Annotated in this window: 18 protein-coding genes; 10 read left to right on the forward strand and 8 right to left on the reverse strand. The window is 68.7% G+C overall.

What is annotated here, in order from left to right:
* Positions 1 to 614: alpha-ketoglutarate-dependent dioxygenase AlkB (locus tag AC5Y5O_RS11060; RefSeq protein WP_243394173.1), on the reverse strand; the 614-nt coding region annotated here is incomplete at its 3' end.
* 107 nt (positions 615 to 721) lie between these two features.
* Here AC5Y5O_RS11060 and arcA point away from each other — a divergent pair.
* A complete protein-coding gene (gene arcA / locus AC5Y5O_RS11065; protein ID WP_096291342.1) occupies positions 722 to 1,933 on the forward strand; it encodes an arginine deiminase in 1,212 nt (403 codons plus the stop codon).
* 80 nt (positions 1,934 to 2,013) lie between these two features.
* Here the strand turns inward: arcA and AC5Y5O_RS11070 are convergent, their stop codons facing one another.
* Both AC5Y5O_RS11070 and AC5Y5O_RS11075 read right to left on the reverse strand, forming a co-directional pair.
* Complete coding sequence (locus tag AC5Y5O_RS11070; protein ID WP_279304541.1) at positions 2,014 to 2,139, reverse strand: hypothetical protein; 126 nt, start codon at positions 2,137 to 2,139, stop codon at positions 2,014 to 2,016.
* A 53-nt stretch (positions 2,140 to 2,192) separates the two neighbouring features.
* Positions 2,193 to 3,761, reverse strand: a complete 1,569-nt coding sequence (locus tag AC5Y5O_RS11075) for a dolichyl-phosphate-mannose--protein mannosyltransferase (RefSeq protein ID WP_500025147.1) — start codon at positions 3,759 to 3,761, stop codon at positions 2,193 to 2,195.
* A gap of 24 nt (positions 3,762 to 3,785) precedes the next feature.
* Between AC5Y5O_RS11075 and rsmI the strand changes: the two genes are divergently transcribed.
* Positions 3,786 to 4,622 (forward strand): 16S rRNA (cytidine(1402)-2'-O)-methyltransferase, encoded by an 837-nt coding sequence (rsmI, locus tag AC5Y5O_RS11080; RefSeq protein ID WP_096289870.1) that lies wholly within the window; start codon positions 3,786 to 3,788, stop codon positions 4,620 to 4,622.
* On the opposite strand, the gene AC5Y5O_RS11085 is transcribed toward rsmI, so the two are convergent.
* The 3 genes from AC5Y5O_RS11085 to AC5Y5O_RS11095 are packed head-to-tail and all read right to left on the reverse strand — an operon-like array spanning position 4,619 to position 7,993.
* Positions 4,619 to 5,872: an aminodeoxychorismate synthase component I gene (locus AC5Y5O_RS11085; RefSeq protein ID WP_096289869.1), complete on the reverse strand. Its 1,254-nt coding sequence runs from the start codon at positions 5,870 to 5,872 to the stop codon at positions 4,619 to 4,621. The two genes, rsmI and AC5Y5O_RS11085, sit on opposite strands and share 4 nt — an antisense overlap.
* 49 nt (positions 5,873 to 5,921) lie before the next feature.
* Entirely contained in the window at positions 5,922 to 6,815 is an 894-nt protein-coding gene (locus AC5Y5O_RS11090; protein WP_500025150.1) for an RNA polymerase sigma-70 factor, read from the reverse strand.
* Complete coding sequence (locus tag AC5Y5O_RS11095) at positions 6,812 to 7,993, reverse strand: NAD(P)/FAD-dependent oxidoreductase (RefSeq protein ID WP_096289867.1); 1,182 nt, start codon at positions 7,991 to 7,993, stop codon at positions 6,812 to 6,814. Before AC5Y5O_RS11095 ends, AC5Y5O_RS11090 begins: the two co-directional genes overlap by 4 nt.
* A gap of 162 nt (positions 7,994 to 8,155) precedes the next feature.
* On the opposite strand from AC5Y5O_RS11095, the gene AC5Y5O_RS11100 reads away from it, so the two are divergent.
* The 8 genes from AC5Y5O_RS11100 to AC5Y5O_RS11135 all read left to right on the forward strand — a co-directional run bounded on the left by AC5Y5O_RS11100 (position 8,156) and on the right by AC5Y5O_RS11135 (position 20,219).
* Positions 8,156 to 9,712, forward strand: a complete 1,557-nt coding sequence (locus AC5Y5O_RS11100; protein WP_096289866.1) for a hypothetical protein — start codon at positions 8,156 to 8,158, stop codon at positions 9,710 to 9,712.
* Positions 9,713 to 9,845: 133 nt separating this feature from the next.
* Positions 9,846 to 11,705 (forward strand): putative bifunctional diguanylate cyclase/phosphodiesterase, encoded by a 1,860-nt coding sequence (locus AC5Y5O_RS11105; protein WP_500025155.1) that lies wholly within the window; start codon positions 9,846 to 9,848, stop codon positions 11,703 to 11,705.
* A gap of 9 nt (positions 11,706 to 11,714) precedes the next feature.
* Complete coding sequence (locus AC5Y5O_RS11110) at positions 11,715 to 13,388, forward strand: hypothetical protein (RefSeq protein WP_423790934.1); 1,674 nt, start codon at positions 11,715 to 11,717, stop codon at positions 13,386 to 13,388.
* Positions 13,389 to 13,560: 172 nt separating this feature from the next.
* Complete coding sequence (locus tag AC5Y5O_RS11115; RefSeq protein ID WP_500025157.1) at positions 13,561 to 15,009, forward strand: tyrosine-protein kinase domain-containing protein; 1,449 nt, start codon at positions 13,561 to 13,563, stop codon at positions 15,007 to 15,009.
* A complete protein-coding gene (locus AC5Y5O_RS11120) occupies positions 15,006 to 16,481 on the forward strand; it encodes an O-antigen ligase family protein (RefSeq protein WP_500025159.1) in 1,476 nt (491 codons plus the stop codon). The genes AC5Y5O_RS11115 and AC5Y5O_RS11120 overlap by 4 nt, the downstream gene beginning before the upstream one ends.
* A gap of 81 nt (positions 16,482 to 16,562) precedes the next feature.
* A complete protein-coding gene (locus AC5Y5O_RS11125) occupies positions 16,563 to 17,576 on the forward strand; it encodes a glycosyltransferase family 4 protein (protein ID WP_165796470.1) in 1,014 nt (337 codons plus the stop codon).
* Between the two features lie 22 nt (positions 17,577 to 17,598).
* Positions 17,599 to 18,519 (forward strand): aldo/keto reductase, encoded by a 921-nt coding sequence (locus AC5Y5O_RS11130; protein ID WP_279304540.1) that lies wholly within the window; start codon positions 17,599 to 17,601, stop codon positions 18,517 to 18,519.
* On the forward strand, positions 18,516 to 20,219 hold the full coding sequence (locus AC5Y5O_RS11135; RefSeq protein ID WP_096289860.1) for a GMC oxidoreductase: 1,704 nt from the start codon (positions 18,516 to 18,518) through the stop codon (positions 20,217 to 20,219). The genes AC5Y5O_RS11130 and AC5Y5O_RS11135 overlap by 4 nt, the downstream gene beginning before the upstream one ends.
* Before the next feature lie 4 nt (positions 20,220 to 20,223).
* Here AC5Y5O_RS11135 and AC5Y5O_RS11140 read toward each other — a convergent pair whose 3' ends face one another.
* Positions 20,224 to 21,267, reverse strand: coding sequence for a glycosyltransferase (locus tag AC5Y5O_RS11140; RefSeq protein WP_096291340.1), 1,044 nt, complete (start codon positions 21,265 to 21,267; stop codon positions 20,224 to 20,226).
* A gap of 11 nt (positions 21,268 to 21,278) precedes the next feature.
* Positions 21,279 to 22,100 (reverse strand): class I SAM-dependent methyltransferase, encoded by an 822-nt coding sequence (locus AC5Y5O_RS11145; RefSeq protein ID WP_500025163.1) that lies wholly within the window; start codon positions 22,098 to 22,100, stop codon positions 21,279 to 21,281.
* Positions 22,101 to 22,183: the final 83 nt, after the last annotated feature.

The raw sequence follows: 22,183 nt of genomic DNA on the forward strand, positions 1-22,183 counted from the left end.
CGCACGTCGCGCGGCCGGAATTGGATGCTGACGCGCGGGCCCTTGCGCAGCGCGGTCTTCGGAACGGCGTGCTCCCAGGTGCGCTGGCAGGATCCGCCCATCACCAGCAGATCGCCGTGCGCCTGCGGCAGCCGTAGCGACGGCCCGCCCCCGCGCGGACGCATCGCGAATGTCCGCGTGGCGCCGAGACTGATGATCGCGACCATGGTGTCTTCGCTGCTGCTGCGGCCGATCGTGTCGCCGTGCCAGGCGACGCTGTCGGCGCCGTCGCGGTAGTAGCACAGCCCGATCGTGGTGAAGGGCTCGCCGAGCTCGCCCGCGTAGATGTCGTTGAGCCGGCGGCGCAACCGCCCCAGCAGCGGGTGAGGCGGATCCTCGACGGTCAGGTCGTGAAAGCTCACCAGCCGCGGCACGTCGACCACGCGGTCGTACATCTGGCGGCGTTCGGCCCGCCACGCGACGGTGTTCAGCAGCGCGTCGAGCAGGTCCTGAGAACCGGACGGATCGTCGCTGAGCCAGCCGGCGCGGATCTCGATGAAGGCACCGTCGCCGAGTTGTCGTCGTTGGGTGTGCTCGAACAGCGAGCCCTGTACCCCTGATATCTGGGTCCCCACACCGCACAGCGTATCGCACACCCGTTCGATTGATCGAGACTCGCCGGGCTACCAGCGCGCCCCGGGTGTGGCGCGACGGTGCCGTTTGGCGCGGCTACGGTTTAGCTGTGGGTGTTATCGAGCTCGGCACGAATTCCGAGGTAGGCGCGCTGCGGGTGGCGATCCTGCATCGTCCCGGCGCGGAGCTGCGGCGACTCAATCCGCGCAACAACGACCAGCTGCTGTTCGACGGGTTGCCGTGGGTCGACCGCGCGCAGGACGAACACGACCAGTTCGCCGAGCTGCTGCGCTCGCGTGGGGTGGAAGTGTTGCTGCTGTCCGACCTGCTGACCGAGGCACTCAACCACAGCGGCGCCGCCCGCATGCAAGGCGTTGCCGCCGCCGTGGATGCGCGCCGACTGGGAGCGCCGCTGGCGCAAGAGCTTTCGGCCTACCTGCGTGGACTGGACCCCGCCAAGCTGGCGCACATCCTGATGGCCGGTATGACGTTCAACGAGTTGCCGCCGGATACCCGAACCGACGTGTCGCTGGTGCTTCGCATGCATCAGGGCGCGGATTTCGTGATCGATCCCTTGCCGAACCTGGTGTTCACCCGGGACTCGTCGATCTGGATCGGCGCGCGGGTGGTGATCCCGTCGCTGGCGCTGCGGGCCCGGATCCGCGAGACGTCGTTGACCGACCTGATCTACGCCCACCACCCGCGGTTTACCGGGGTGCGCAAGGCGTACGAGTCGAGGTCCGCGCCCGTCGAGGGCGGCGACGTGCTGTTGCTATCCCCGGGCGTGGTCGCGGTCGGGGTGGGGGAGCGGACCACCCCGGCCGGGGCGGAAGCATTGGCGCGCAGTCTGTTCGACGACGAACTGGCGCACACCGTGCTGGCCGTGCCGATCGCGCAGCAGCGCGCGCAGATGCACCTGGACACGGTGTGCACGATGGTCGACACCGAGACCGTGGTCATGTATGCCAACGTCATCGACAAGCTGTCGGCATTCACGATCCAGCCGTCGCCGGATGGCGTGAACATCGGCGACGAGACGCCCTTCCTGGAAGCGGCGGCCAGGGCGATGGGCATCGACAAGCTGCGCGTGATCGACACCGGGCTGGACCCCGTCGTCGCCGAACGCGAGCAGTGGGACGACGGCAACAACACGCTGGCGCTGGCGCCGGGCGTCGTCGTCGCCTACGAACGCAACGTGCAGACCAACACCCGGCTGCAGGATGCGGGCATCGAGGTGCTGACGATCGCGGGCTCGGAATTGGGCACCGGCCGCGGCGGGCCGCGGTGCATGTCCTGCCCGGTCGCCCGCGACGCCCTCTAGCGGAATTACGCCGCGAAACTGTAACTACAACGCATTTCGCGGGTAGCGCCGTCGCTAGCTGCAGTCTCGGGGCAACGGCGTCAGCAGCCGATCGGGCCGCCGCCCGCCGGGCAGTTGACGGTGGTGATGGGCAGACAGCTGACCGACGTCGTCGAGACGGCGAACGCCAGCAGCAGCGCAACGAAAACCTTTTTCCCCCTGGTCATGTGCCGAAAGCCTACGCGCGGCCGGGATCTCGCGTGGCGGTTCGGCCAGGAAATCAGCGCCAGCTGGGCAGCCAGATCTCCATGTCCCAGGTCTGTTGCGAGATGGGCATACCGGTGAGCACCGGGAACAACCAGGCGAAGTTGGTCACCACCAGGGCGACGTAGCTGGAGACCACGATCAGGCCCAGCGTCCGGCGTTCCGCGGTCTGGCCGGGGCGATAGAGAATGTCGCCGCAGATCAGCGCGATGCCCATTGCCAGAAACGGCGCCATGGTCGCGGCGTAGAAGAAGTACATCTGCCGGTCGATGTCGGCGAACCACGGCAGCCACCCGGCGCAGTAGCCGACCAGGACGACGGCGTAACGCCAGTCGCGCCGGACGAACGCGCGCCAGCACGCATAGAGCAGCACCGGCACCGCCAGCCACCACATCGCGGGCGTGCCGACCAGCATCTCCGCCTTCACGCACGACTGCGCGCCGCAGCCGCCGACGTTCTGCTGATCGATCGCGTAGAGCACCGGCCGCAACGACATCGGCCAGCTCCACGGCTTGGATTCCCACGGGTGGTAGTTGCCCGCCGAGTTCGTCAGGCCGGCATGGAATTCCAGCGCCTTCGCGCTGTAGTGCCACAACGAACGCAAGGCGTCGGGGAACGGGAAGACGCTGTGCGGGCCGATCGTCTGGCCCACCTCGTGCCGCTCGATCGCGGTCTCGGACGCGAACCACGGCGCATAGCTGGCCAGGTATACCGCGATCGGGATGATGCCGATCGCGTAGGCCGTGGGGACGAGGTCGCGCCGCAGTGTTCCCAGCCAGGGCCGGTTCACCTGATACTGCCGGCGTGCCGCCACGTCGAACCCCAGCGACATCAAACCGAAGAACACCACGAAGTAGAGGCCGGACCACTTTGTCCCGCAAGCCAATCCGAGCATGACGCCCGCCAGGAACCGCCACCAGCGCACGCCCAGGCGCGGGCCCCACTCGGTTGCGGTGTTGCGGCCCTCCAGCAGCGCGACGTGCATCCGCCGTCGCACCTCATCGCGGTCGACGATCAGTGCGCCGAACGCGGCGACCACGAAGAAGACGAGGATGCCGTCGAGCAGCGCGGTGCGGGAGGCGACGAAGGTGACGCCGTCGCAGATGCACAGCACCCCGGCGATCGCGCCCACCAGCGTCGAGCGGCTGATCCGGCGCACGATCCGCATCACCAGCAGCACCAGCACGACGCCGAGCAGCGCGCCGGTGAATCGCCAGCCCACGCCGTTGTAGCCGAAGATCGCCTCGCCGACCGCGATCAGTTGCTTGCCGACCGGCGGGTGGACCACGAGGCCGAACCCGGGGTTGTCCTCCACGCCGTGGTTGTGCAGCACCTGCCAGGCCTGCGGTGCGTAGTGCTTCTCGTCGAAGATCGGGGTTCCGGCATCGGTCGGCGAGCCCAGGTTCACGAATCGGCTGATGGCCGCCAGCAGGGTGACGATGCCGGTGACCACCCAGCCGCGGATGGTGTCGACCGGCCCGAAATCCGCGACCGGGACCAACGGCCCCGGGCTGACGACGGGCACGGCGCGCTCCCGGACGGCGTTGTCCACCTGAAAGGTGGCGTCGCTGGGCGGGGCGGTCATCAGCTCGATCGTAGGCTGTCCGTCATGTCTCACGGTCGCGTGTTGCTCGGTGCGACCCCGCTGGGCCAGCCGTCGGATGCCTCGCCGCGGCTGATCAAGGCGCTCGGCGAGGCCGATGTGGTGGCCGCCGAGGACACCCGGCGGGTGCGAACGCTGGCCAAAGCGCTCGGTGTCGCGATCACCGGCAAGGTGGTCAGCATGTTCGATCAAGTCGAGGCCACCCGGGTGCCCGCGCTGATCGACGAGATCAAGGCCGGCGCGACGGTGCTGGTGGTCAGCGACGCCGGAATGCCGCTGATCAGCGACCCCGGCTACCGGATAGTCGCGGCGTGTGTGGACGCCGGTGTGCCGGTCACCTGCCTGCCCGGGCCGTCGGCGGTGACGACCGCGCTGGCCGTGTCGGGTCTGCCCGCGGAGAAGTTCTGCTTCGAGGGCTTCGCGCCACGCAAGAGCGGGGCGCGCAAAACCTGGCTGGCGTCGCTGGCCGGCGAGCGGCGCACCTGCGTGTTTTTCGAGTCGCCGCGCCGGCTGGCGGCGTGTCTGAGCGATGCCGTCGAGCAGCTCGGCGGTGCGCGTCCCGCCGCGATCTGCCGGGAGCTGACCAAGGTGCACGAGGAAGTGGTGCGTGGAACGCTGCAGGAGCTGGCGGCCTGGGCGGGTGACGGCGTGCTCGGTGAGATCACCGTCGTGCTGGGTGGTGCGACGCCGCCCGCCGACGTGCCGGCGCTGGTGGCCCGGGTTCAGGAGCTCGTCGCCGACGGAGTTCGCGTCAAGGACGCCTGTAACGAGGTGGCCGCCGCGCATCCGGGTGTGCGCTCGCGACAGCTGTACGACGAGGTGCTCAGAGCGCGCCCCGGCTAACCGACGCCGGCCGCGGCCGCGGCGCACGGCACCCCGACCACCGGTGCCGCCTTGTGCAGGCATTCCGCCCATTCGGCGTCAGGTTTGGAATCGGCGGTGATCCCACCGCCGACGCCCAGCACCGCGGTACCAGCGTCGTCGAACTCCACGGTGCGGATCGCGACGTTGAGCTCACACCCCGCGATAGGCGATGCCAAACCGACTGTGCCGCAATATATCCCGCGACTATGCGATTCCCATTGCGAAATAAGCTGGCGGGCACGATGTTTGGGCGTGCCGGTGACCGAGGCGGGCGGGAAGGCGGCGTCCAGCAGCGCCGACGTGGGCAGCTCGACGGGCACCTGCGCCGACACCGTCGACACCAGGTGCCACACACCGGGCGCGCGCCGCACGACCAGCAGCTCGGGCACCTTGACGGTGCCGGTGACCGCCACCCGGCCCAGGTCGTTGCGAACCAGGTCCACGATCATGATGTTCTCGGCCACTTCTTTCGGTGAGGCGCGCAGCGCCGCCGGCCAGGCGTCCAGCGGCAGGGTGCCCTTGATCGGGCTCGACAGCACGGCGTTGCCGTGGCGGCGCAGAAACAGCTCGGGCGACAGCGACGCCACCGCACCGCGGGGGCCCGCGACGTAGGCCGCGCGGGCCGGCGAGGTGCGCGCGACGCCGTCGACGAAGAAATCCAGCGAGGACCCGGTGACGGTCCCGGTAAACCGCGTGCACACGCACGCCTGATAGACCTCGCCCGCGCGGATCGCCTCCAGGCACGCCAGCACCGCGCCGCGGTGCGCCTCGCGGTCGGCCACGTCCCAGTCGATCCGGCAGTCACGCGCCGGCCCCGGGGTCGCGGCCAGCGCGGCGGTCAGCCACTGCGGCATCGGCGCCCCGGACAGGCTCTCGTACCACCACCACCCGTCCCGGTCGCGGCGCAACACGCAGTCCGTCCAACCGCCGGCGGCCTCGGGAATCCGATGCGGGCGCCCGTCGGCACCGGCGTCCGGATAGGACAGGTAGCCGACCCAGCCACCGCCCACCGCGGGCGACTCGTCGGCCTGCGAGCTCAGCTGAACCGCGAAGGCATCCGCTGGATCCACCGGCCGCACCGCCAGGCTCGGCGCGATCACCGCCAGCGCGCCGAACCACTCGCCAGTCAGCGCCGCGGGCGGGGGCAACCCCAGCCGGCGGGCGGCATCCCCGATCGCGCGCAGCACACCGGGTGCCTCGCCGAGGTTGCCGAGCCGGTCAGTGCGCACTGTCCTAGCTTGACAGAAGGTGAATTTTCCCGCCCCGGACCGCCGTGGCTCAGCCGCGGCTGATGTCGCGGGCGGTCGCCACCGCGGCCAGCTTGTCGGGGTTGCGCATCACGTAGAAGTTGGTGATCACACCGTCGGCGATCTCCAGGGTGATCACGCCCTCGAGGTGGTCGCCGAGATACAGCAGCACCGCCGGGGCGCTGTTGCACGTCACCATTTCCGCGCGCAGCACGGCCGCGGCCTTGCGCATCAGCCCGGCGACAGCGCGGGCCACCCGGTCGGCCCCGACGACCGGCCGTCGGGCCGCGGACACCTTGCCGCCGCTGTCGGCCATCCAGGTGGCGTCCGGCGCCAGCATCGCCATCAGCCCGTCCACGTCGCCACTGGCCGCGGTGGCCAGGAACTGCGCGGTGATCTCGGCGTTGCGTTGCGGGTCAGCGTCGAAGCGCTTGCGCCGGGCCCGCACGTGCTCGCGGGCCCGGTGCGCGACCTGGCGGACCGTCGGCGCCGGTTTGCCCACCGCGTCGGCGATCTCCCCATAGTCGAACCCGAACACCTCGCGCAGCACGAACACCGCTCGCTCGTCCGGGCTCAGCGTTTCCAGCAGCACCAGCATGGCCATCGAAACCGATTCCGCCAGAACGACATCGGTCGACGGATCCTGGTCGTCGAGCAGCAACGGCTCGGGCAGCCACGGCCCGACGTACTCCTCGCGGCGGCGGGCGCCGGCCCGCAACGCGTTGAGCGCCTGGCGAGTCACCAGCGCAGCCAGATACGACCTGGTGTCGTGCACGGTCGACAAGTCGACGTCCGCCCACCGCAGATAACTGTCCTGCAGGACGTCGTCGGACTCGGTGGCCGAGCCGAGGATTTCGTAGGCGATGGTGAACAGCAGCGGGCGCAGCAGCGTGAACCGTTCCGCGTGCTCACCGGTCGCGATCATTTGATCGCGACCTGCTCGCCGGCCGAGTGCCCGGTGGCGTGCGAAGGCCGGTCACCGCCCTTGAGCCAGAAGTACGAGCCCGGTTTGGCGGCCTCGCGCCGGATGGCCCACAGCGTGCCCCGGCAGATTCGTTCCTTGATCGCGGCGGCGGTGCGGCCGCCCAGGGCCAGGTTCACCGGGGTGTCGTCGGTGCGCGCGAACTGCAGCGTGCCGCGGGTGCGGCCGACGCTGATGCACTGGCCGACGAACGCCTGGTTGAGCGCCGTGGGGGTGTCGCCGGCGATCCGGGCGAGCACGGTCTCGGCGGCCTGGGCGCCCAGCGGCTCGGCGGCCTGGCAGCTCATCCGCAGCGGCCGGTCCGAGGGCGCGGCGGCGTCGCCGGCGGCGACAATGCGGGCATCGTCGACGCTGGTCAACGTTTCGTCGGTGAGCAACCGCCCCAGCTCGTCGGTGCGCAGGCCGCTGCGGGCGGCCAGATCCGGCACGGCGAACCCGGCCGTCCACACCGTCGCCGCGCTGGGCAGCACCGCGCCGTCGCTGAGCACCACGCTGTCCCAGCGGACCTCGCTCACGGCGACGGATTCGCAGATGGTGACCTCGAGCCGGCGCAGCTGCTTGGCCACCGACCGCCGGCCCCGCGCGCTCAGCGACGCCCCCAGCGTGCCACCGCAGACCAGGGTCACCGGGCGGCCCTGCTCGGCCAGCTCGGAAGCCGTCTCGATGCCGGTTAACCCGCCGCCGACCACCGTGACCGCGGCATTGCGGGGCAGGTCGGCCAGCGCGTAGCGCAGCCGCTGTGCGCTTTCCAGGTCGCAGACCGAATGGGCGAACTCGGCGGCACCGGGTGTCGCGGGCACCGCGCCCGTGCTGCCGACGGCATAGATCAGGTAGTCGTACTCCAGCGTGGTGCCCGACGTCAGCTCCAGGCGGCGGGCAAGAGCGTCGATCCGCTCGACGGCGTCGACCACCAACTGGATTCCGTCACCCAGCAGCGACCCGTAGTCGGCTGTCGCGGCGCCGGTGTCGGCGACCAGCTGGTGCAAGCGAATTCGCTCGACGAAGACCGGGCGGGGATTCACCAGCGTGATCTCGAGGTCCGGCCGCCGCCGCAGGCGATTGGCGGCCAGGGTGCCGGCGTATCCACCGCCGACGACCACGACACGAGTGATGTTGGTCATTGCTGTCTCCCTATTCTCTTCCGAAAGTTGTGCCCTGGAGACACCGCAGGACCGCGGGGCGTGACAATTCGGCCATCGATTGTGAGCCGTATCACTCGATGCCGGCCGCAGGCGCGGAGCCGCCACTCACACCGAGGCGCGCCTGCCTCTAGCATCGCAACGATGGTCCGGACACTGAGGCGAGGCGTGGCGGCGGTGGGCGCCTGCGCGGTACTCGTGTTGAGCGGCTGCGGTGGTCACAACAGCCCCGGGCCGTTGTCGGCCATGGTCAGCCCGGCCATCCCACCCAGCGTTGCGGATATCCCGAACCCGCTGCGCGGCCAGTACGAAGACTTGATGAATCCGCTTTTCCCGCAAGGCAATCCCGCCCAACAGCGCTACCCGGCGTGGCCGGCCTCCTACGACGCCAGCATGCAGATCTCGTGGCGGCAGTTGCAGCCCACCGATCCGGCCACGCTGCCGCCCGATGCTCCCGATGACCGCAAGTTCGACTTCAGCGCGATCGACGACGCGCTGAACAAGTTGGCCAGCCGCAACATGCGGCTCGCCCTGCGCGTCTACGCCTACAGTCCCGATCCGAACGGCACCGGCATCGCCGTCCCCGAATGGGCGCGGCCGCTGACCACCAGCTACCCGCCGCCGCCGAACAGCCCCGGGGTGCCGCAAGTGGTGCCGAACTGGGACGACCCGCGCTATCTCGACGCATTCGGCCGGCTGGTCGCCGCGCTCGGCCGCCGCTACGACGGCGACGAGCGGCTGGCCGTCTTCGAATTCGCCGGATACAACCAGTTCCGCGACCAGGGCATCGGCGGCGCGGCGCTCCACCGGCTGGTCGCGGCGAATGTCAACGCCTTCGGTCACACGCAATTGGTGGTGGCGCCGCAGAACGCGGAGATCGTGCGCGAACTGCTCTCCGACGACGTCACCAAGAAGCTGTCCGCGCCGGTCGGCATCCGCTCGGATTGCCTCGGCGTCGCATCGCCGTTGCCCGCCTGGGCCGAGTCCGGCGACTCACCGTACGTCCGGAACAACGATGCGGTCGTCAACGCGATCAAGCAGCGACTGCGCTCCGCGCCGGTGATCACGCAATGGTGTTCCCTGCCGGGTGGGGCCGACTCGAAGGGGTACTACGAGAAGGGTTTGCACGACGTCGTCAAATACCACGTGTCGATGACGGCGAGCGCGAACTTCCCGGACCGGGATTCGACATCGGCGATGGACCCCAAGCTGTATGCGTTGTGGGCGCAGGCCAATGCCGCTGCCGGATACCGGTATTCGGTCGAGGCGAAGCCGGGATCGCAATCGATTCAAGGCAAGGTCGCGGCCATCTCGGTGGAGTGGACGAACTACGGCGCGGCGGCCGCCACCGAGCAGTGGGCGCCCAACTACAAGCTGGTCGACTACACCGGTGCGGTGGTTCGCACCCTGCCCGCCACGGTCAACCTGAAGACATTGGTGCACGACGATTCCAGCCCGTCTCGCGAGGAGGCGGTGCCGGCGTCGTCCACCGAGACCGTGCATGTCGACCTGTCCGGGTTGGCGCCCGGGCACTACACGCTGCGTGCCTCGGTGGACTGGCAACAACACAAGCCGGGTGCCTCGCACGTGGTCAACTACGCGCCGATGGCGCTGGCTCGCGACGGACGCGACGGCTCCGGGCTGTACCCGATTGCGACCCTTGACATCCCGCGCGACAACACCAGCGCGACCAACGGTTGACACCGCCCGCGACGCCGTGCGTAAGCCCGGAGCAAATGCGTCGCCCATGATACGGTTATCTAACTAATACGTTCCGTGACCTGCTCAAATCTGGCCGCTCGGCCGGGACATGCGCCCCATATCGGAGGTCTCCATGCCGCGCAGCCTGGACCTGGTCGTAGCCTCCGTGGCCACTGCGCTGATGGAGGCCACGGCGGCCACGGCGACCGAGGTGAGCCAAAAAGTCCTCGCGCGGCTGGTCGAGCAATTCGGCCTGGACGCAAGCTTTCTGCGGCACCGCGACGAGTTGTCGCACGCCTCGGTGTTGGTCGCGGAGTTCCCGCCGCGCGCCGAGATCGTGGATGAGGGTGCGACGGCCCTCGTCCCCTACAGCGACGCCGAGCCCCTGCTCGCCGAGTGCGAGCAGGGCAGGAAGCCGGTGGTGATATCGGGCGGTCGGCGTTCGCGGTGGCGCTGGCTGACGCGGCCCACGCAACCCAGCGCGCCCTCGGTGGCGGCCGCCCCGCTGGTGTCGGGCGAGGTGACCACCGGCGTGCTCGGATTCGTCAGGTTCGGCGACCGCAAGTGGAAGCAAACCGAGATCAACACGCTCGAGGCCGTCGCCGCCTTGTTCGCCCAGCTGCAAGCGCGCCTTGTCGCCGAGGAGAAGCTTCGCTATCTGGCCGAGCACGACGACCTGACCGGCCTGTACAACCGCCGGGCGCTGGTCGCGCACTTGTCCGAACGGCTTGCCGCCGGAAAGCCGGGGCCCGTCGCGGTGCTGTATCTCGATCTCGATCGGCTCAAGCCGATCAACGACTACCTGGGCCACACCGCCGGTGACTGGTTCATCAGAGTGTTCGCGCAACGCATCCAGGTCTGTGCCGGCACCCAGGCCATGATCGCCCGGCTCGGTGGCGACGAGTTCGTCGTCGTGCCCGAGCAGTCGATGTCGCCGGAGACCGCGGAGTCGTTCGCCCGGCGGCTGTCGAAGATGCTCTGCGAGCGGCTTGCCATCGGCGGCCACATGATCAGCCGCACCGTCAGCATCGGGCTGGCCGTCGGCATGCCGGAGCGTGACAACTGCACCGCGCTGCTGCGTCGTGCGGACGAGGCCGTGTTGACCGCCAAGCGCGCCGGCGGCAACCAGATCGCGGTGTTCACCGACGACATGTCGCTCAAAAGCGCCTTCCGTAACGACATCGAGCTGCATCTGCAGGGCGACATCGGCAGCGAAGCGCTACTGCTGCACTACCTTCCCGAGGTCGACTTGTGGACCGGCGCGGTGGTGGCAGCCGAGGCCCTGGTCCGCTGGCGGCACCCGATCTGGGGGATGCTGTTGCCGGACTCGTTCATCGGCGTCGCCGAATCGACCAACCTGGCCGGCGAGCTGGGCCGCTGGGTGATGCGCACCGCGTGCGCCGAATTCGGCCGGTGGCGTGCCAAGGGCGTGGGGCTGGGCGCCACCCTGCGGATCAATGTGTCGCCCGTGCAACTGATCACCCGCGGCTTCGTGCGCAGCGTCGCCGAGACGATCGACGAGTTCGGCATCGACGCCGGATCGTTGTGCCTGGAGATCACCGAGCGCGCCGTCGTGCACGACATCGAAGCGACCTTCAATACCCTCGCCGAGCTCAAAGAGGTGGGGGTGCAGTTGGCGATCGACGACTTCGGCACCGGCTATGCGGTGCTCTCACACCTCAAGCAGCTGCCGGTCGACATGCTCAAGATCGACGCCGGGTTCGTGCGCGACCTGGGGACCAACGCCGGCGACCTGGCCATCGTGCGCGCCATCATCGGGCTCGCCGAGGCATTCGGTTTGCAAGTGGTCGCCGAGGGAGTCGAGACCCCTGCTGCCGCACTGACTTTGATGCAGCACGGGTGTCACCGCGCGCAAGGGTTCCTGTTGTCCAGGCCCGTCCCCGGCGATGCGATGGAGGCATTGTTCTCGGCGCGCTGGATGCCGATGCCATTCCTGGCCGATCGTGAGGCCTTGTCGCAGGGCACAAATTAGCATCGCTACGTGATCCGAAGACTGGGCAACTGCACGGTGGCCGTTGCGGTATGCGCGGCGCTGGTTTTGAGCGCGTGTAGCAAGACGACCGACCCCGAGCCGCTGAGCGTGATCGCCGGCCCGGCCATCCCGCTGGGCGTGCAGGAGGTGCCGAATCCACTGCGCGGCCAGTACGAGGACCTGATGATGCCGCTTTTCCCACAGGCGAATCCCGCGCAGCGCCGGTACGGGTCGTGGCCGGCGTCGTATGACGCGAGCATGCGTTTCACCTGGCGGCAGTTGCAGCCTGTCGATCCGAGCACGCTGCCGCCCGACGCTCCCGACGAGGCCAAGTTCGACTTCAGCGCGATTGACGACGCGTTGACGAAGCTGGCCGGCCGCAACATGCGGCTGACGATCCGGATCGTCGCCTACAGCTCGTGCTGCGACACCGTCTATCCGTCCAACACGAGCATCGCCATTCCCGACTGGATGCGGCCGGTGGCCACCGACTATCCCTCGCCGCCCAAGTACTGGTGGACACCCGGGGTGACGCAGGTGGTGCCGAACTGGAATGACCCGCGCTACCTGGACGCGTTCGGCCAGCTGCTGGCCGCGCTGGGCCGCCGCTACGACCGCGACGAGCGGCTGAGCGTCTTCGAGTTTTCCGGCTACGGCGACTTCAGCGAAAACCACATCGCCTACTTGCGCGACAAGCTGAACGCGCCGGGCCCGTCGCCGGACGAGAGCGTCGCGAAGCTGGGGTATTACAGCCAGTTTCGGGACCAGAACATCACCAGCGCGTCGATCGCAAAGCTGGTGGCGGCGAACGTCAACGCCTTCCCCCACACCCAGTTGGTGGTGACCCCGATGAACGTGGACATCGTGCGACAGCTGTTCGCCGACTGGGTCACCAAAGCGTTGTCGGCGCCGGTGGGTATCCGGTCGGATTGCCTCGGCGTCTACGCACCGCTGCCGGTGTGGGCCGAGTCCGGCGGCTCGCACTACGTGCAGCTCAACGATCCGCTCGTCAAGCAGATCAAGGACCGGCTCGCGTCGGGACTGGTGATCACCGAGTGGTGCCAGCTGCCCGACGGGACCGACCCGAACAGCTACTACGAGAAGGGACTGCGCGACGTCGTCAAGTACCACGTGTCGATGACGTCGAGCTTCAACTTCCCGGCGGTGAACGCGACCTCGCCGATGGACCCGGCGCTGTTCCTGCTGTGGTCGAAAGCCAACGTCGTCGCCGGCTACCGATATTCGGCTGAGGCGCGCAAAGGCTCGCAGGCGTCGCACGACGGGGAAGCCACGATCGGCGTCACCTGGACCAACTACGGCGCGGCCGGCGCTTCCGAGAAATGGGTCCCCGGCTACCGGCTGGTGGATTTCACCGGGGCGGTGGTCCGAGAGATGCAATCGACCGTGAATCTGAAGACCCTGGTGCGCGGGGACAACTCCGGTAGCGAACCCACGCCGGCGTCGGCCGACGAAACCGTGACCGTCGACATCGGCAGCTTGCCGCCCGGCAACTACACCCTGCAGGCGGCGGCCACCTGGCAGCAGCACAAACCCGGCGCCTCGCACGTGGTGAACTATCCGCCGATGCAGCTGGCCCGCGACGGGCGCGACGGCACCGGGTGGTACCCCCTGGCGACGGTCGACATACCGCGCGAGGTGGTCACTTCCCCGCCTCGGCAGTGAAGGGCGCGTAGGGTGCGTCGGCAAACCACGCAAAAGTCCGCCACTGCCTGGGCGGACGATCGGATCTCGATTTGACGATGCTGCATAATGAGCGTTGGGTTTGCGCAGCGGGCGTTTAGGAGACCGAATGGATGCTCTAGCCCCGCTGAGCTACTAGAAGGGTACTGATTCGATGGATTTCCGTACTTTTGTCCGGATTATCGTGGCGCATTGGAAGCTGGCAGCGGGCGCGTTCCTGGCATGTGTGCTCGGCGCGGTGGTCGTTACGGCGTTGCAGACCAAGCACTATCAGTCGTCGGCCACGATCCTGATCTCGTTCTCCGGGGCCACCGACCTCACCGAGCTGTACAACGGCACGCTGACCGCGCAGGAGCGGCTGTCGTCCTACGCCCAGATCGCCGGCGGGCGCACGGTGGCCGAGCGCGCGATCAGCCAGCTGCAGGTCCCGATGAGTCCCGATGCCCTGGTGAGTCAGACGCAGGTGAAATACACCGCGAAGTCGATGCTGTTCACGATCTCTGTCAAGGACACCGATCCGACCCGCGCCGCGGCGCTGGCCGGGGCGATGGCCGACCAGTTCGCGACGATGGTCCCGACGCTCGGCGTGACCGCGCACTCGACCAACGGCGCGCCGCAGAGCAGCACCGCACCCCGACCCGACACCGGTGACACACCCCTGCCGTCGGAGGTGCCCGGCCAGCCGTCGGCCAAGCCGTTGCCGGTAGCCAGGGCGCGCGTGGTGGAGTCGCCCCGAGTGCCCACTCACGCGATCGCCCCGTCGCCGGTACGCAACGTGGCGATGGGCCTCATCGCCGGCCTGCTGCTGGGCGTCGCGGTGGCGCTGACCCGTGAGGCGACCGACCGCACCGTGCGCACCCGCGAGAAGCTGGAAGAGCTGTCCGGCTTGCCGACATTGGGAGAGCTGCCCGGAAAGCGGGGCACCGCACCGAAATTCGGCACCGACATCGCATTCGACGACGCGGTGCGCGGTCTGCGCACCCGGCTGAGCCGGGCAATGGGGCCCGATGCCCGCCGGGTGCTGGTGGCGGCACCGTTCGGCGGCGAGGGCACCACGACGACGGTGCTGAACCTGGCTCGGGCCTTCACCGAACTCGGCCAGGACGTGCTGCTCGTCGAGGGCGACACCCGGCGGCCGGTGATCGCCGGTCTGCTCAGCGTCGAGTCGGGTGAAGGACTCGCGCATGCGCTGGCCGACCCCAGCATCGCCGTGCAGGCCGTACGCGCGACCCCGATTTCGCGGTTGTTCCTTCTCGCGGCCCGGTCCGGCCGGCGCGGCGAGGGCGTGCCCGCCAGCGCGTTCACGCCGAACGTGATCGACAACGTGCTGGCGAACCTGTCATCGCGGTTCGGCCAGACCGTGGTGGACGGCCCGCCGGTGCTGGCCACGGCCGACTCCGGCCTGCTGGCCGGCGCGGTGCAGGCCACGGTGCTGGTGGTGCGTGCGAATCGCACTACCGTCGACGAACTCACCGACGCCCTGGCCGCGCTGCGTACCGCCGGCGCGAACATCGTCGGAACCGTGCTGACCGATGCCAAGCCGTCGGTGCACAGCAGGGCCGCGGCCCGCGCCTATCGGGGAAAGATCAGCGGGTCGGCGTGATTCCCTACCTGCGCAGTCGCGACCGCCTGGTGGTGGCTGCCGCTGCGCTGACGGTGTTCCTGTTGGGATGCTTCCTGTTCGGCGTGTTCTCGGTACGCCGGACCACCGAGGGCGTGCTCCTGATCGCGGCCCTGTTCTGCCTGGTCGTGTACTGGGTGAAGCCAGAAGGGATGGTCGCGGTCACGTTCTTCGGGGCGTTCGCGGCGCTGCCGGAGGGCCTGCACGTCGGAAAGGTCATCGGCCCGGTCGCGATCTACGCCTACCAGATCACGGCCCTGCTCTCCATCTTATATCTGCTTCCCAAAGTCAGACCCCGGTTCTCCGATTACCTCCTGCCGGGGGGGTTCGCGATAACCGTGGTGCTCTATACCTTTTATGGATTCTGGGCCGGGCATGACGACCTGATGGTGGCGCGTGAATCGACGACGCTGCTGGAGATGGTGGCCGGGTTCGTGCTGGGAATGCTCGTCGTCTGGGGCCATCACGCTGAGTGGCTGGTCCGCGTCATGATCGTCATTTTCTGGTTTTCGGCGGCCATGGCGATCGTCAGTTCGTTGCACGCCGTCCGGTTGGCCGGCCGGGCGGAAAGCCTGGAAGAGGCGACGGGCGCCGGCCAGGCACTGCGCATCGTGCTGTCCACTCAGACACCGGCCACCGCCGTGCTCTCCGCGCTGGTCGCTGCCGCGATCGTCGGCCGGGTGAAGCCGATGATGTTCTATGCGCTGGGTCCGCCCGCGTTGATCATCTCGCTGCTGTCCTTCTCCCGGAACACGCTGATCGCCATGGTGGTCGCCGCGCTGGTCGCCCTGCTTTCCAGCTTCGGATTGCCGGCGTTGCGCCGGCTGGGCACCGTCGTGTTGGTGAGCTTGGCGGCCTTGGCGATCACGGTGCCCGGATCGCTGTTCTTGCTGCAGCATTCGCAGGCCGGGGCGTGGCTGAGCGATCAGTTCACCGCGTTCGGCCAACGGGTGCTGGGCGGTATTTCGACGAGCGCGCTGGCCGTCGACCAGTCGACGCTGGACCGGCTGCAGGAAAACGCCCGGCTCAACACCGCGATCGCCGAGGCGCCGATCTTCGGCCACGGTCTCGGCTACGCCTATCAGCTGCCGACCGGGAACGACCCGGACGCCTTCTCCTGGAAGCTGGGTCCCACCTACTCGCACCTCTTCTATCAGTGGTGGCTGGCCAAGGCCGGGGCGGTTGGTGTGGCGGTGTTCGCGTGGTTCGCGGCGACCCCCATTCTCAAGGCGGCCCGACGCGCGTCGGCGCCGGCCAAGATCAGCGCGGCGGTCAGCACCAGTCTGCTAGCGATTTCCGCGGTCTGGCCGCTGCCCGAGATGCCGATGGACGCGTTGGCGCTGGGTCTGGCCCTCGGAGCGACGATGGGATTTGCTGGGCTGGATCACCGGGACCGCGAGGCGGGCCGCGACACCGTCGACGAGATTCCGGAGCTGGCCGCCGCGCCCAGCTGAATTTTTTCAAAGCGTTACCCAGACCGGCGCTGACCTGGTTTATCTTGACCTGGTGGCCAGTTTGCTGGGAGACCTAGCCGGGTGTTAGCCGTTACCCACGTTGGCCCCGACATGTACAGCTTCGGGGGGACGCAGTCCGTCATCCGGGTCATCCGTGACAACAAGATCGGCGCGGACGACATCCGCGTCCTGTCCACCTGGGACGGCGGCAACCACGCGAAGAGCCTTCTGCTCACGGCCCGCGCGGGCGTGGCGCTGGCCCGCACCGCTTGCCCGGCTATCGTGCATTTCCATATCTCCAACGGCGGAGCGTGGCTGCGCGAGGGACCGCTGATTCGGCTGGCGCGAGCGCGCGGCTTCCGGATCATCGTCACCATCCACGGCTCCGATTTTCACGACTTCGCTGCGACGCGGCCACGCTTCGTGGGAGCCACGTTGAAATGTGCCGACCACGTGATCGTGTTGTCGGAGGAAGCGCGTGTCGCCGTTGCGGCGGTGGCGCCGTCCGTGCGCACCTCCGTGGTCGCCAACCCGATCCCGATCGATCGTGATGCCCCACCGGCCGGCTTGACGCCGCCTGTGGCGCTGTTCGCCGGGACCGTCGGTCGCCGCAAAGGTGTCGACGACCTGGTCGCCGCCTGGCGGTTGCTGCTTGACCAGGGCATCGACGGGCATCTTCGGATCGTCGGGCGCATCGACGACTACACCCCGCCGCCCACCGAGCGGATGTCGGTGGAAGGCCCGGTACACCCCGACGAGATCCGCGATCTGCTCCGGACGGTGCGCGTGGTCGTCCTGCCGTCCTACGCGGAAGGCATGCCGATGATCCTCACCGAGGCCCTCGCCGGCGCGCGGCCATTCGTGGCCACCCCGGTGGGCGGAACAGCGGAGATCGCATCGGACCCGGGTATGCTCGTGCCCGTCGGCGATGTGCCCGCGCTGGCCGCGGCTATAGGCCGCTACCTGCGCGATCCGGGTTTGGCCGAGCGCGATGGGCTGCGCGGCCAAGAGCACATCGCGGCGACGCGCAGCCCCCAAATCATTGACGCCGAACTTCGCCGGATTTACGGGGGCTGTGCGATTGAAGCGAGTTGAACTGCGGGGACCGCACCTCGCCGTGAGTGCGGTCGGTTTCGGCTGCGGCGGATTGATGCAGTCGCCGTCGCGCAGGGAGCGGATGGCCGTCCTCGGCAGCGCGGTGGACAGCGGGATCACCCACTTCGACACCGCGCGGATGTATGGGCTCGGAATGGCCGAGGCGGAACTGGGGGCGTTCGTCCGCACGGTCGGTCGCGACGCCGTCACCATTGCCACCAAGTTCGGCATCGACGTCGGCGGAGCCGCCCGGCGGCTCGCCCGGTATCAAGCCCCGGCGCGGGCCCTGCTGCGCAAGGCGCCGGCGCTGCGCCGCGCCGTCAAGCGACGCCAGGGACCCGACACGACTGCCCGGGACTACGACTCGGCGACCGCGGCGCGCAGCCTCGACGAGAGCCTCGCCGCGTTGGGCGTCGACTACGTCGACATCCTCTTCCTGCATGCGCCCAAGCCCGGCGACACGGTGCGCGACGGCGAACTGCGTGAGTTCTTCGACAACGCCAAGCAGCAGGGCAAGATTCGCGCCTGGGGCGTCTCCCAGGACGAGGGGCTCGAGGTGGATTTCGCGGCGGCGTTCGCGCCCGAGGGCGTCAGCCAATACCGCAGCGATGTGCTCAATCCCGCGCCGCGCCCGGCCGATCTCGCGTTCGGCGTGCTGAACAGGCCGTACACGTCGCTGTCCGCGGCGCTGTCGGCCGACCAGCGGCTGGCCGCGCAGTGGCGCGAGGCCCTGCAACTCGATCCGCTGGCACCCGGCGTGCTGCCGAAGCTGATCATCGGGTCGTCGGCCGCGGCGACCGGATCGCCCGCGATTCTCTACAGCACTACCAAGCCGCACCGAATCGCCGAAGCGGCGAGCGCCATCTCGTCGCCGTTGGACGCGGAGACCCTGACGCGGTTCCTCGGCCTCGTCGCGCAGTTCCGGGAAGGTGCTGTCGCGTGATCCGCGGCCCGGAGGAGTTCGCCGCTTTCACGACGATCGAGACCGACGTCGTGGTCGTCGGGGCCGGCGCGGTAGGCATCGCCACGGCGCTGGAACTCGCCGGGGCCGGCGTGCGGGTGGCGTTGATCGAAAGCGGCCTCGAGCGCACCGACCAAGCGGCGCAGGACCTGGCGACTCTCGATTCGCACCAGGACGACTACTTCCATGCGCGCAGCGAGCTGACGGTCCGGCGACAGGTCGGCGGAACCACGGCGCTGTGGGGCGGGCGTTGCGTCAAGTTCGACCCGATCGATTTCGAGGACCGGCCGATCACCGCGCGGGCGCCCTGGCCGATCGGCGACGACGACATCGCTCCCTACCGGCAACGAGCCTGCGATTGGGCGGGGTGCGGTCAGGCGAAATTCAATGCGCGTGAGATCCCCGAGATCGCGGACAACAGTATGGTGGTCGGGCTTCCGGACGGCGCGGTGCGCACCACCGATCTGGAACGCTGGGCCTTGCCGACACGGTTCGGCCGCGAATACCGCGGCGCGTTGCGCGACGCCCCCACTCTGACGCTGTGGACCGGGCTCACCTGCACCGAGATCGTGACGACCGAGGCCGGCGACGCCGTCGACCATCTCGTGGTCAAGACACTCGCAGGCCGGCAGGGCAGGGTCGTCGCGCGGGACTACATCATCGCGACGGGCGGACTGGAGGCAACCCGGCTGCTGATGGTGTCCGATCGGCACCATCCGGCAGGTCTGGGAAACGCCGGCGGCCACCTCGGGCACTGGTACATGTCGCACGTCGAGGCCCGGGTCGCGCGCGTGCATTTCAACACCGACAAGGTCATCCACGCCTACGAGCGGGACCGCGACGGCGTGTACGTCCGGCGCCGCTTCACCTTCGACCCCCAGCTGCTGCGGGACGCCGGGATGCCGAATGCCGCTGTGTGGCTGGTGAATCCGGCGATCAGCGACCCGAGCCACGGCAGCGGTATTTTGTCGGGCGTCTACCTGACGCTGATCTCGCCGTTCGGTCGTTTCCTGTTGGCGGCGGCGATCCGTGAGGCACACACCAAGCGGGCCGGCTCGCCCCGGGTTCTGGCGCATCTGCGCAACATCGTCCGCGACCTGTTTCCGTCGATCCGCTTCGCGGTCACGTTCCCCTACGCCAGGTTCGTGCGCAGGGGCCGCAAGGCGCCGGGGTTTTTCGTCAAGAGCGCCGACAACACCTATGCGCTGCACTACCACGGTGAGCATCTTCCGCATTGGGAGAGCCGCGTCGAGCTGACCGACGAACGGGATGCCTTGGGAATGCGCAGGATTCGCACTCATATGCACTTCTCCGAAGACGATCTGGTCAGCGTGCGCAAGGCCGTCGGCCTGATCGACGAACACCTGCGCCGGCACGGTGCCGGATCGGTGGAATGGCTCAGTGACGACGTCGAGGGCCTGGTGCGCGAGTACCTGGGCGAGATGGGTGGTTTCCATCAGGTGGGCACCACCCGGATGTCGGTGGCCCCCGAGGACGGCGTGGTGGACGCGAACCTTCAGGTGCACGGGGTGCGCGGGTTGTACATCGCGAGCACGTCGGTACTGCCCACGTCGAGCCAGGCCAACCCGACACTGCTCGGCATCGCGCTGGGTGTGCGGCTCGCCGACCACATCGCGAGGGTCCGGGCCCAGCGTCGGCGCTCGGATTCCCGGACCGCCTGAGACGTCAGCGCCGGCGGGCCAGCACCGCGTCGATGACTTCGAGGAAGCGGTCCGCGACGATGTCGACGGCGCAGTGTTGGGCGTAGTGGCGCGCCGCCGCAGCCCCGAGTTCGGCCGCGACGGACGAGTCGGCCAGCAGGTCGAACGCGGCGGCCAGCCCGGCGACGTCGTCGATACCGATCGGCGGGCAGCCCGGCGGCTGGTACTCAGGCAGCCCGCCGGCGGTGGACACGATCGGCATGACGCCCAGCTGCATCGAGAGCACCTGCACCCCGCTTTGTGACGCGCGCCGGTAGTGCGAGATCGAGCCCTTGGCCGTCGACAACGCGGGGATGACATCGGCGTAGCGGTAACTGCCGTTGCGCCACACCGTGTGTTTGGGCAAGGCGGCGGCGTCGAGTGGGCCGTCGCCGATCAGCACCAGATTGTCCCCGCGCCAGCCGTCGCCGCCGACGTGTCGCTGCCAGGCCTCCAGCACGACGTCGACGTTCTTGTAGGGGTTGAGCCGGCCGAACAGGACGAAGTCACGGCGTCCCTGCGCACCCACGAACGGCGGGATGCGGGACAGGTCGACATCGCTGGCGAGCGGCACGACGTGCACCGGCGTGCCCGCGACGTCGCGGCGCGCGGCCACACCGGCCGCGACGTACCGGCTGTAGGTGATCGTGGCCGCCGATCGGGCACCCCAGCGGTCGAACACCGCACGCTCGTAGGCCGGCGTCAGTTCGTCGGGGTCGTGCGGCCGGTCGTCATGCACCACCTGAATGCGCGGCGCCAGCCCGGCCAGCGCGATCCAGCGTGGGTCGCGGACGATCTCGGCGATCACCACGTCGGGAGCGAACTTGCGGATCTGGCGCCAGGCGTTGAAGGTCGGCACCCAGGTCGACGCGGTCTTGAACCGCGGATCGAGCACCAGCTCGTAGTCGCGGGCCGCGTCGGACTCCGGGTGTTTGTTGGAGGTCACCAGCAGCACGTCGGCGCCATGGCGGATCAGCGCCTCGGACTGCACGCGCACCGCCGGCCGCGTCCACGGCGAAAGCCAAAGCACCCGAGGTGAATTCACTGCTCTCCGTTGGCCTGTAGGAAGATGTCGGCGTCGGTCCACATCTTGGTTTCCAGCGATCGCCTGGGCACGGCCGCAAGCAGGTTCGTCACATGCGGCGAGGCGAGCAGCCGCCAGACAAGCGGATTGATCTTCGCCCGCGTCCAGATGTGCAGACCCATCCCGCCGATCGCCCACCGCCGGGTCTTGGAGGTGTGGAACCGCATGCCGAAGCGCTGCCCGATCAGTTCCAGCGTCCGCTTCTGGTAGAAGGTGATGTGCTGCCCGGTGGCGAACGCGTAGTACATCCACTCCTCGGTATCTGGGGGACCGCCGTCGAAAAGCTCCGTCGTGAAAACGATCGTGTCGGTGCCGGTGGTGTCGAGCAGCTCGCCCACGAATGCGACCGGGTCGGCGAGATGCTCCATCACTTCGAAGGCGGTGACGACGGTATACGGCGCGCCGGGACCCGCCGTTGCCTCGAAGCCCTGCGCGGTCAGGTTGGGGGAGTACTTGTCGGTCCAGTAGTAGTCGAAGCCGATGTCGCGCATCAGGCGGGTGTAAACGCCGTAACCCCCGGCCGCGTCGAGAAACCGGCCACGCGGATCGAAGAGGAAATACAGCAACACGGACATGACCCGCGCCAGGTATTGGTTGCGCCACAGCATCGTGGTGTCCGCCGCCGCCATCGGGCTGGCATAGGCCTCGTCGAGCCAATAGGGCTCTTCGGTGGCCAGCACCCCGCAGTTATCGCAGAAGTAGTACTTGCAAACGTATTTGCAGAGCACTTCGTGATTGAACGCCGGCGTGGCGGCCGAACTGCAGATGCGGCACCGCACGGTCTCACATTCCTCCTGAGCGTCCTCGCGATATCAGCAAACCGGAGAGGACAGTGGAAAACCTACGGCACATTCCGCGCGAT

The organism is Mycobacterium sp. NGS40, from assembly GCF_059812735.1.

Excerpts from the sequence above, each read along its gene's own strand:
- AC5Y5O_RS11070 (WP_279304541.1), bottom strand. The coding sequence starts at position 2,139 with ATGACCAGGGGGAAAAAGGTTTTCGTTGCGCTGCTGCTGGCGTTCGCC.
- AC5Y5O_RS11075 (WP_500025147.1), bottom strand. The coding sequence starts at position 3,761 with ATGACCGCCCCGCCCAGCGACGCCACCTTTCAGGTGGACAACGCCGTC.
- rsmI (WP_096289870.1), top strand. The coding sequence starts at position 3,786 with ATGTCTCACGGTCGCGTGTTGCTCGGTGCGACCCCGCTGGGCCAGCCG.
- AC5Y5O_RS11090 (WP_500025150.1), bottom strand. The coding sequence starts at position 6,815 with ATGATCGCGACCGGTGAGCACGCGGAACGGTTCACGCTGCTGCGCCCG.
- AC5Y5O_RS11095 (WP_096289867.1), bottom strand. The coding sequence starts at position 7,993 with ATGACCAACATCACTCGTGTCGTGGTCGTCGGCGGTGGATACGCCGGC.
- AC5Y5O_RS11100 (WP_096289866.1), top strand. The coding sequence starts at position 8,156 with ATGGTCCGGACACTGAGGCGAGGCGTGGCGGCGGTGGGCGCCTGCGCG.
- AC5Y5O_RS11105 (WP_500025155.1), top strand. The coding sequence starts at position 9,846 with ATGCCGCGCAGCCTGGACCTGGTCGTAGCCTCCGTGGCCACTGCGCTG.
- AC5Y5O_RS11115 (WP_500025157.1), top strand. The coding sequence starts at position 13,561 with ATGGATTTCCGTACTTTTGTCCGGATTATCGTGGCGCATTGGAAGCTG.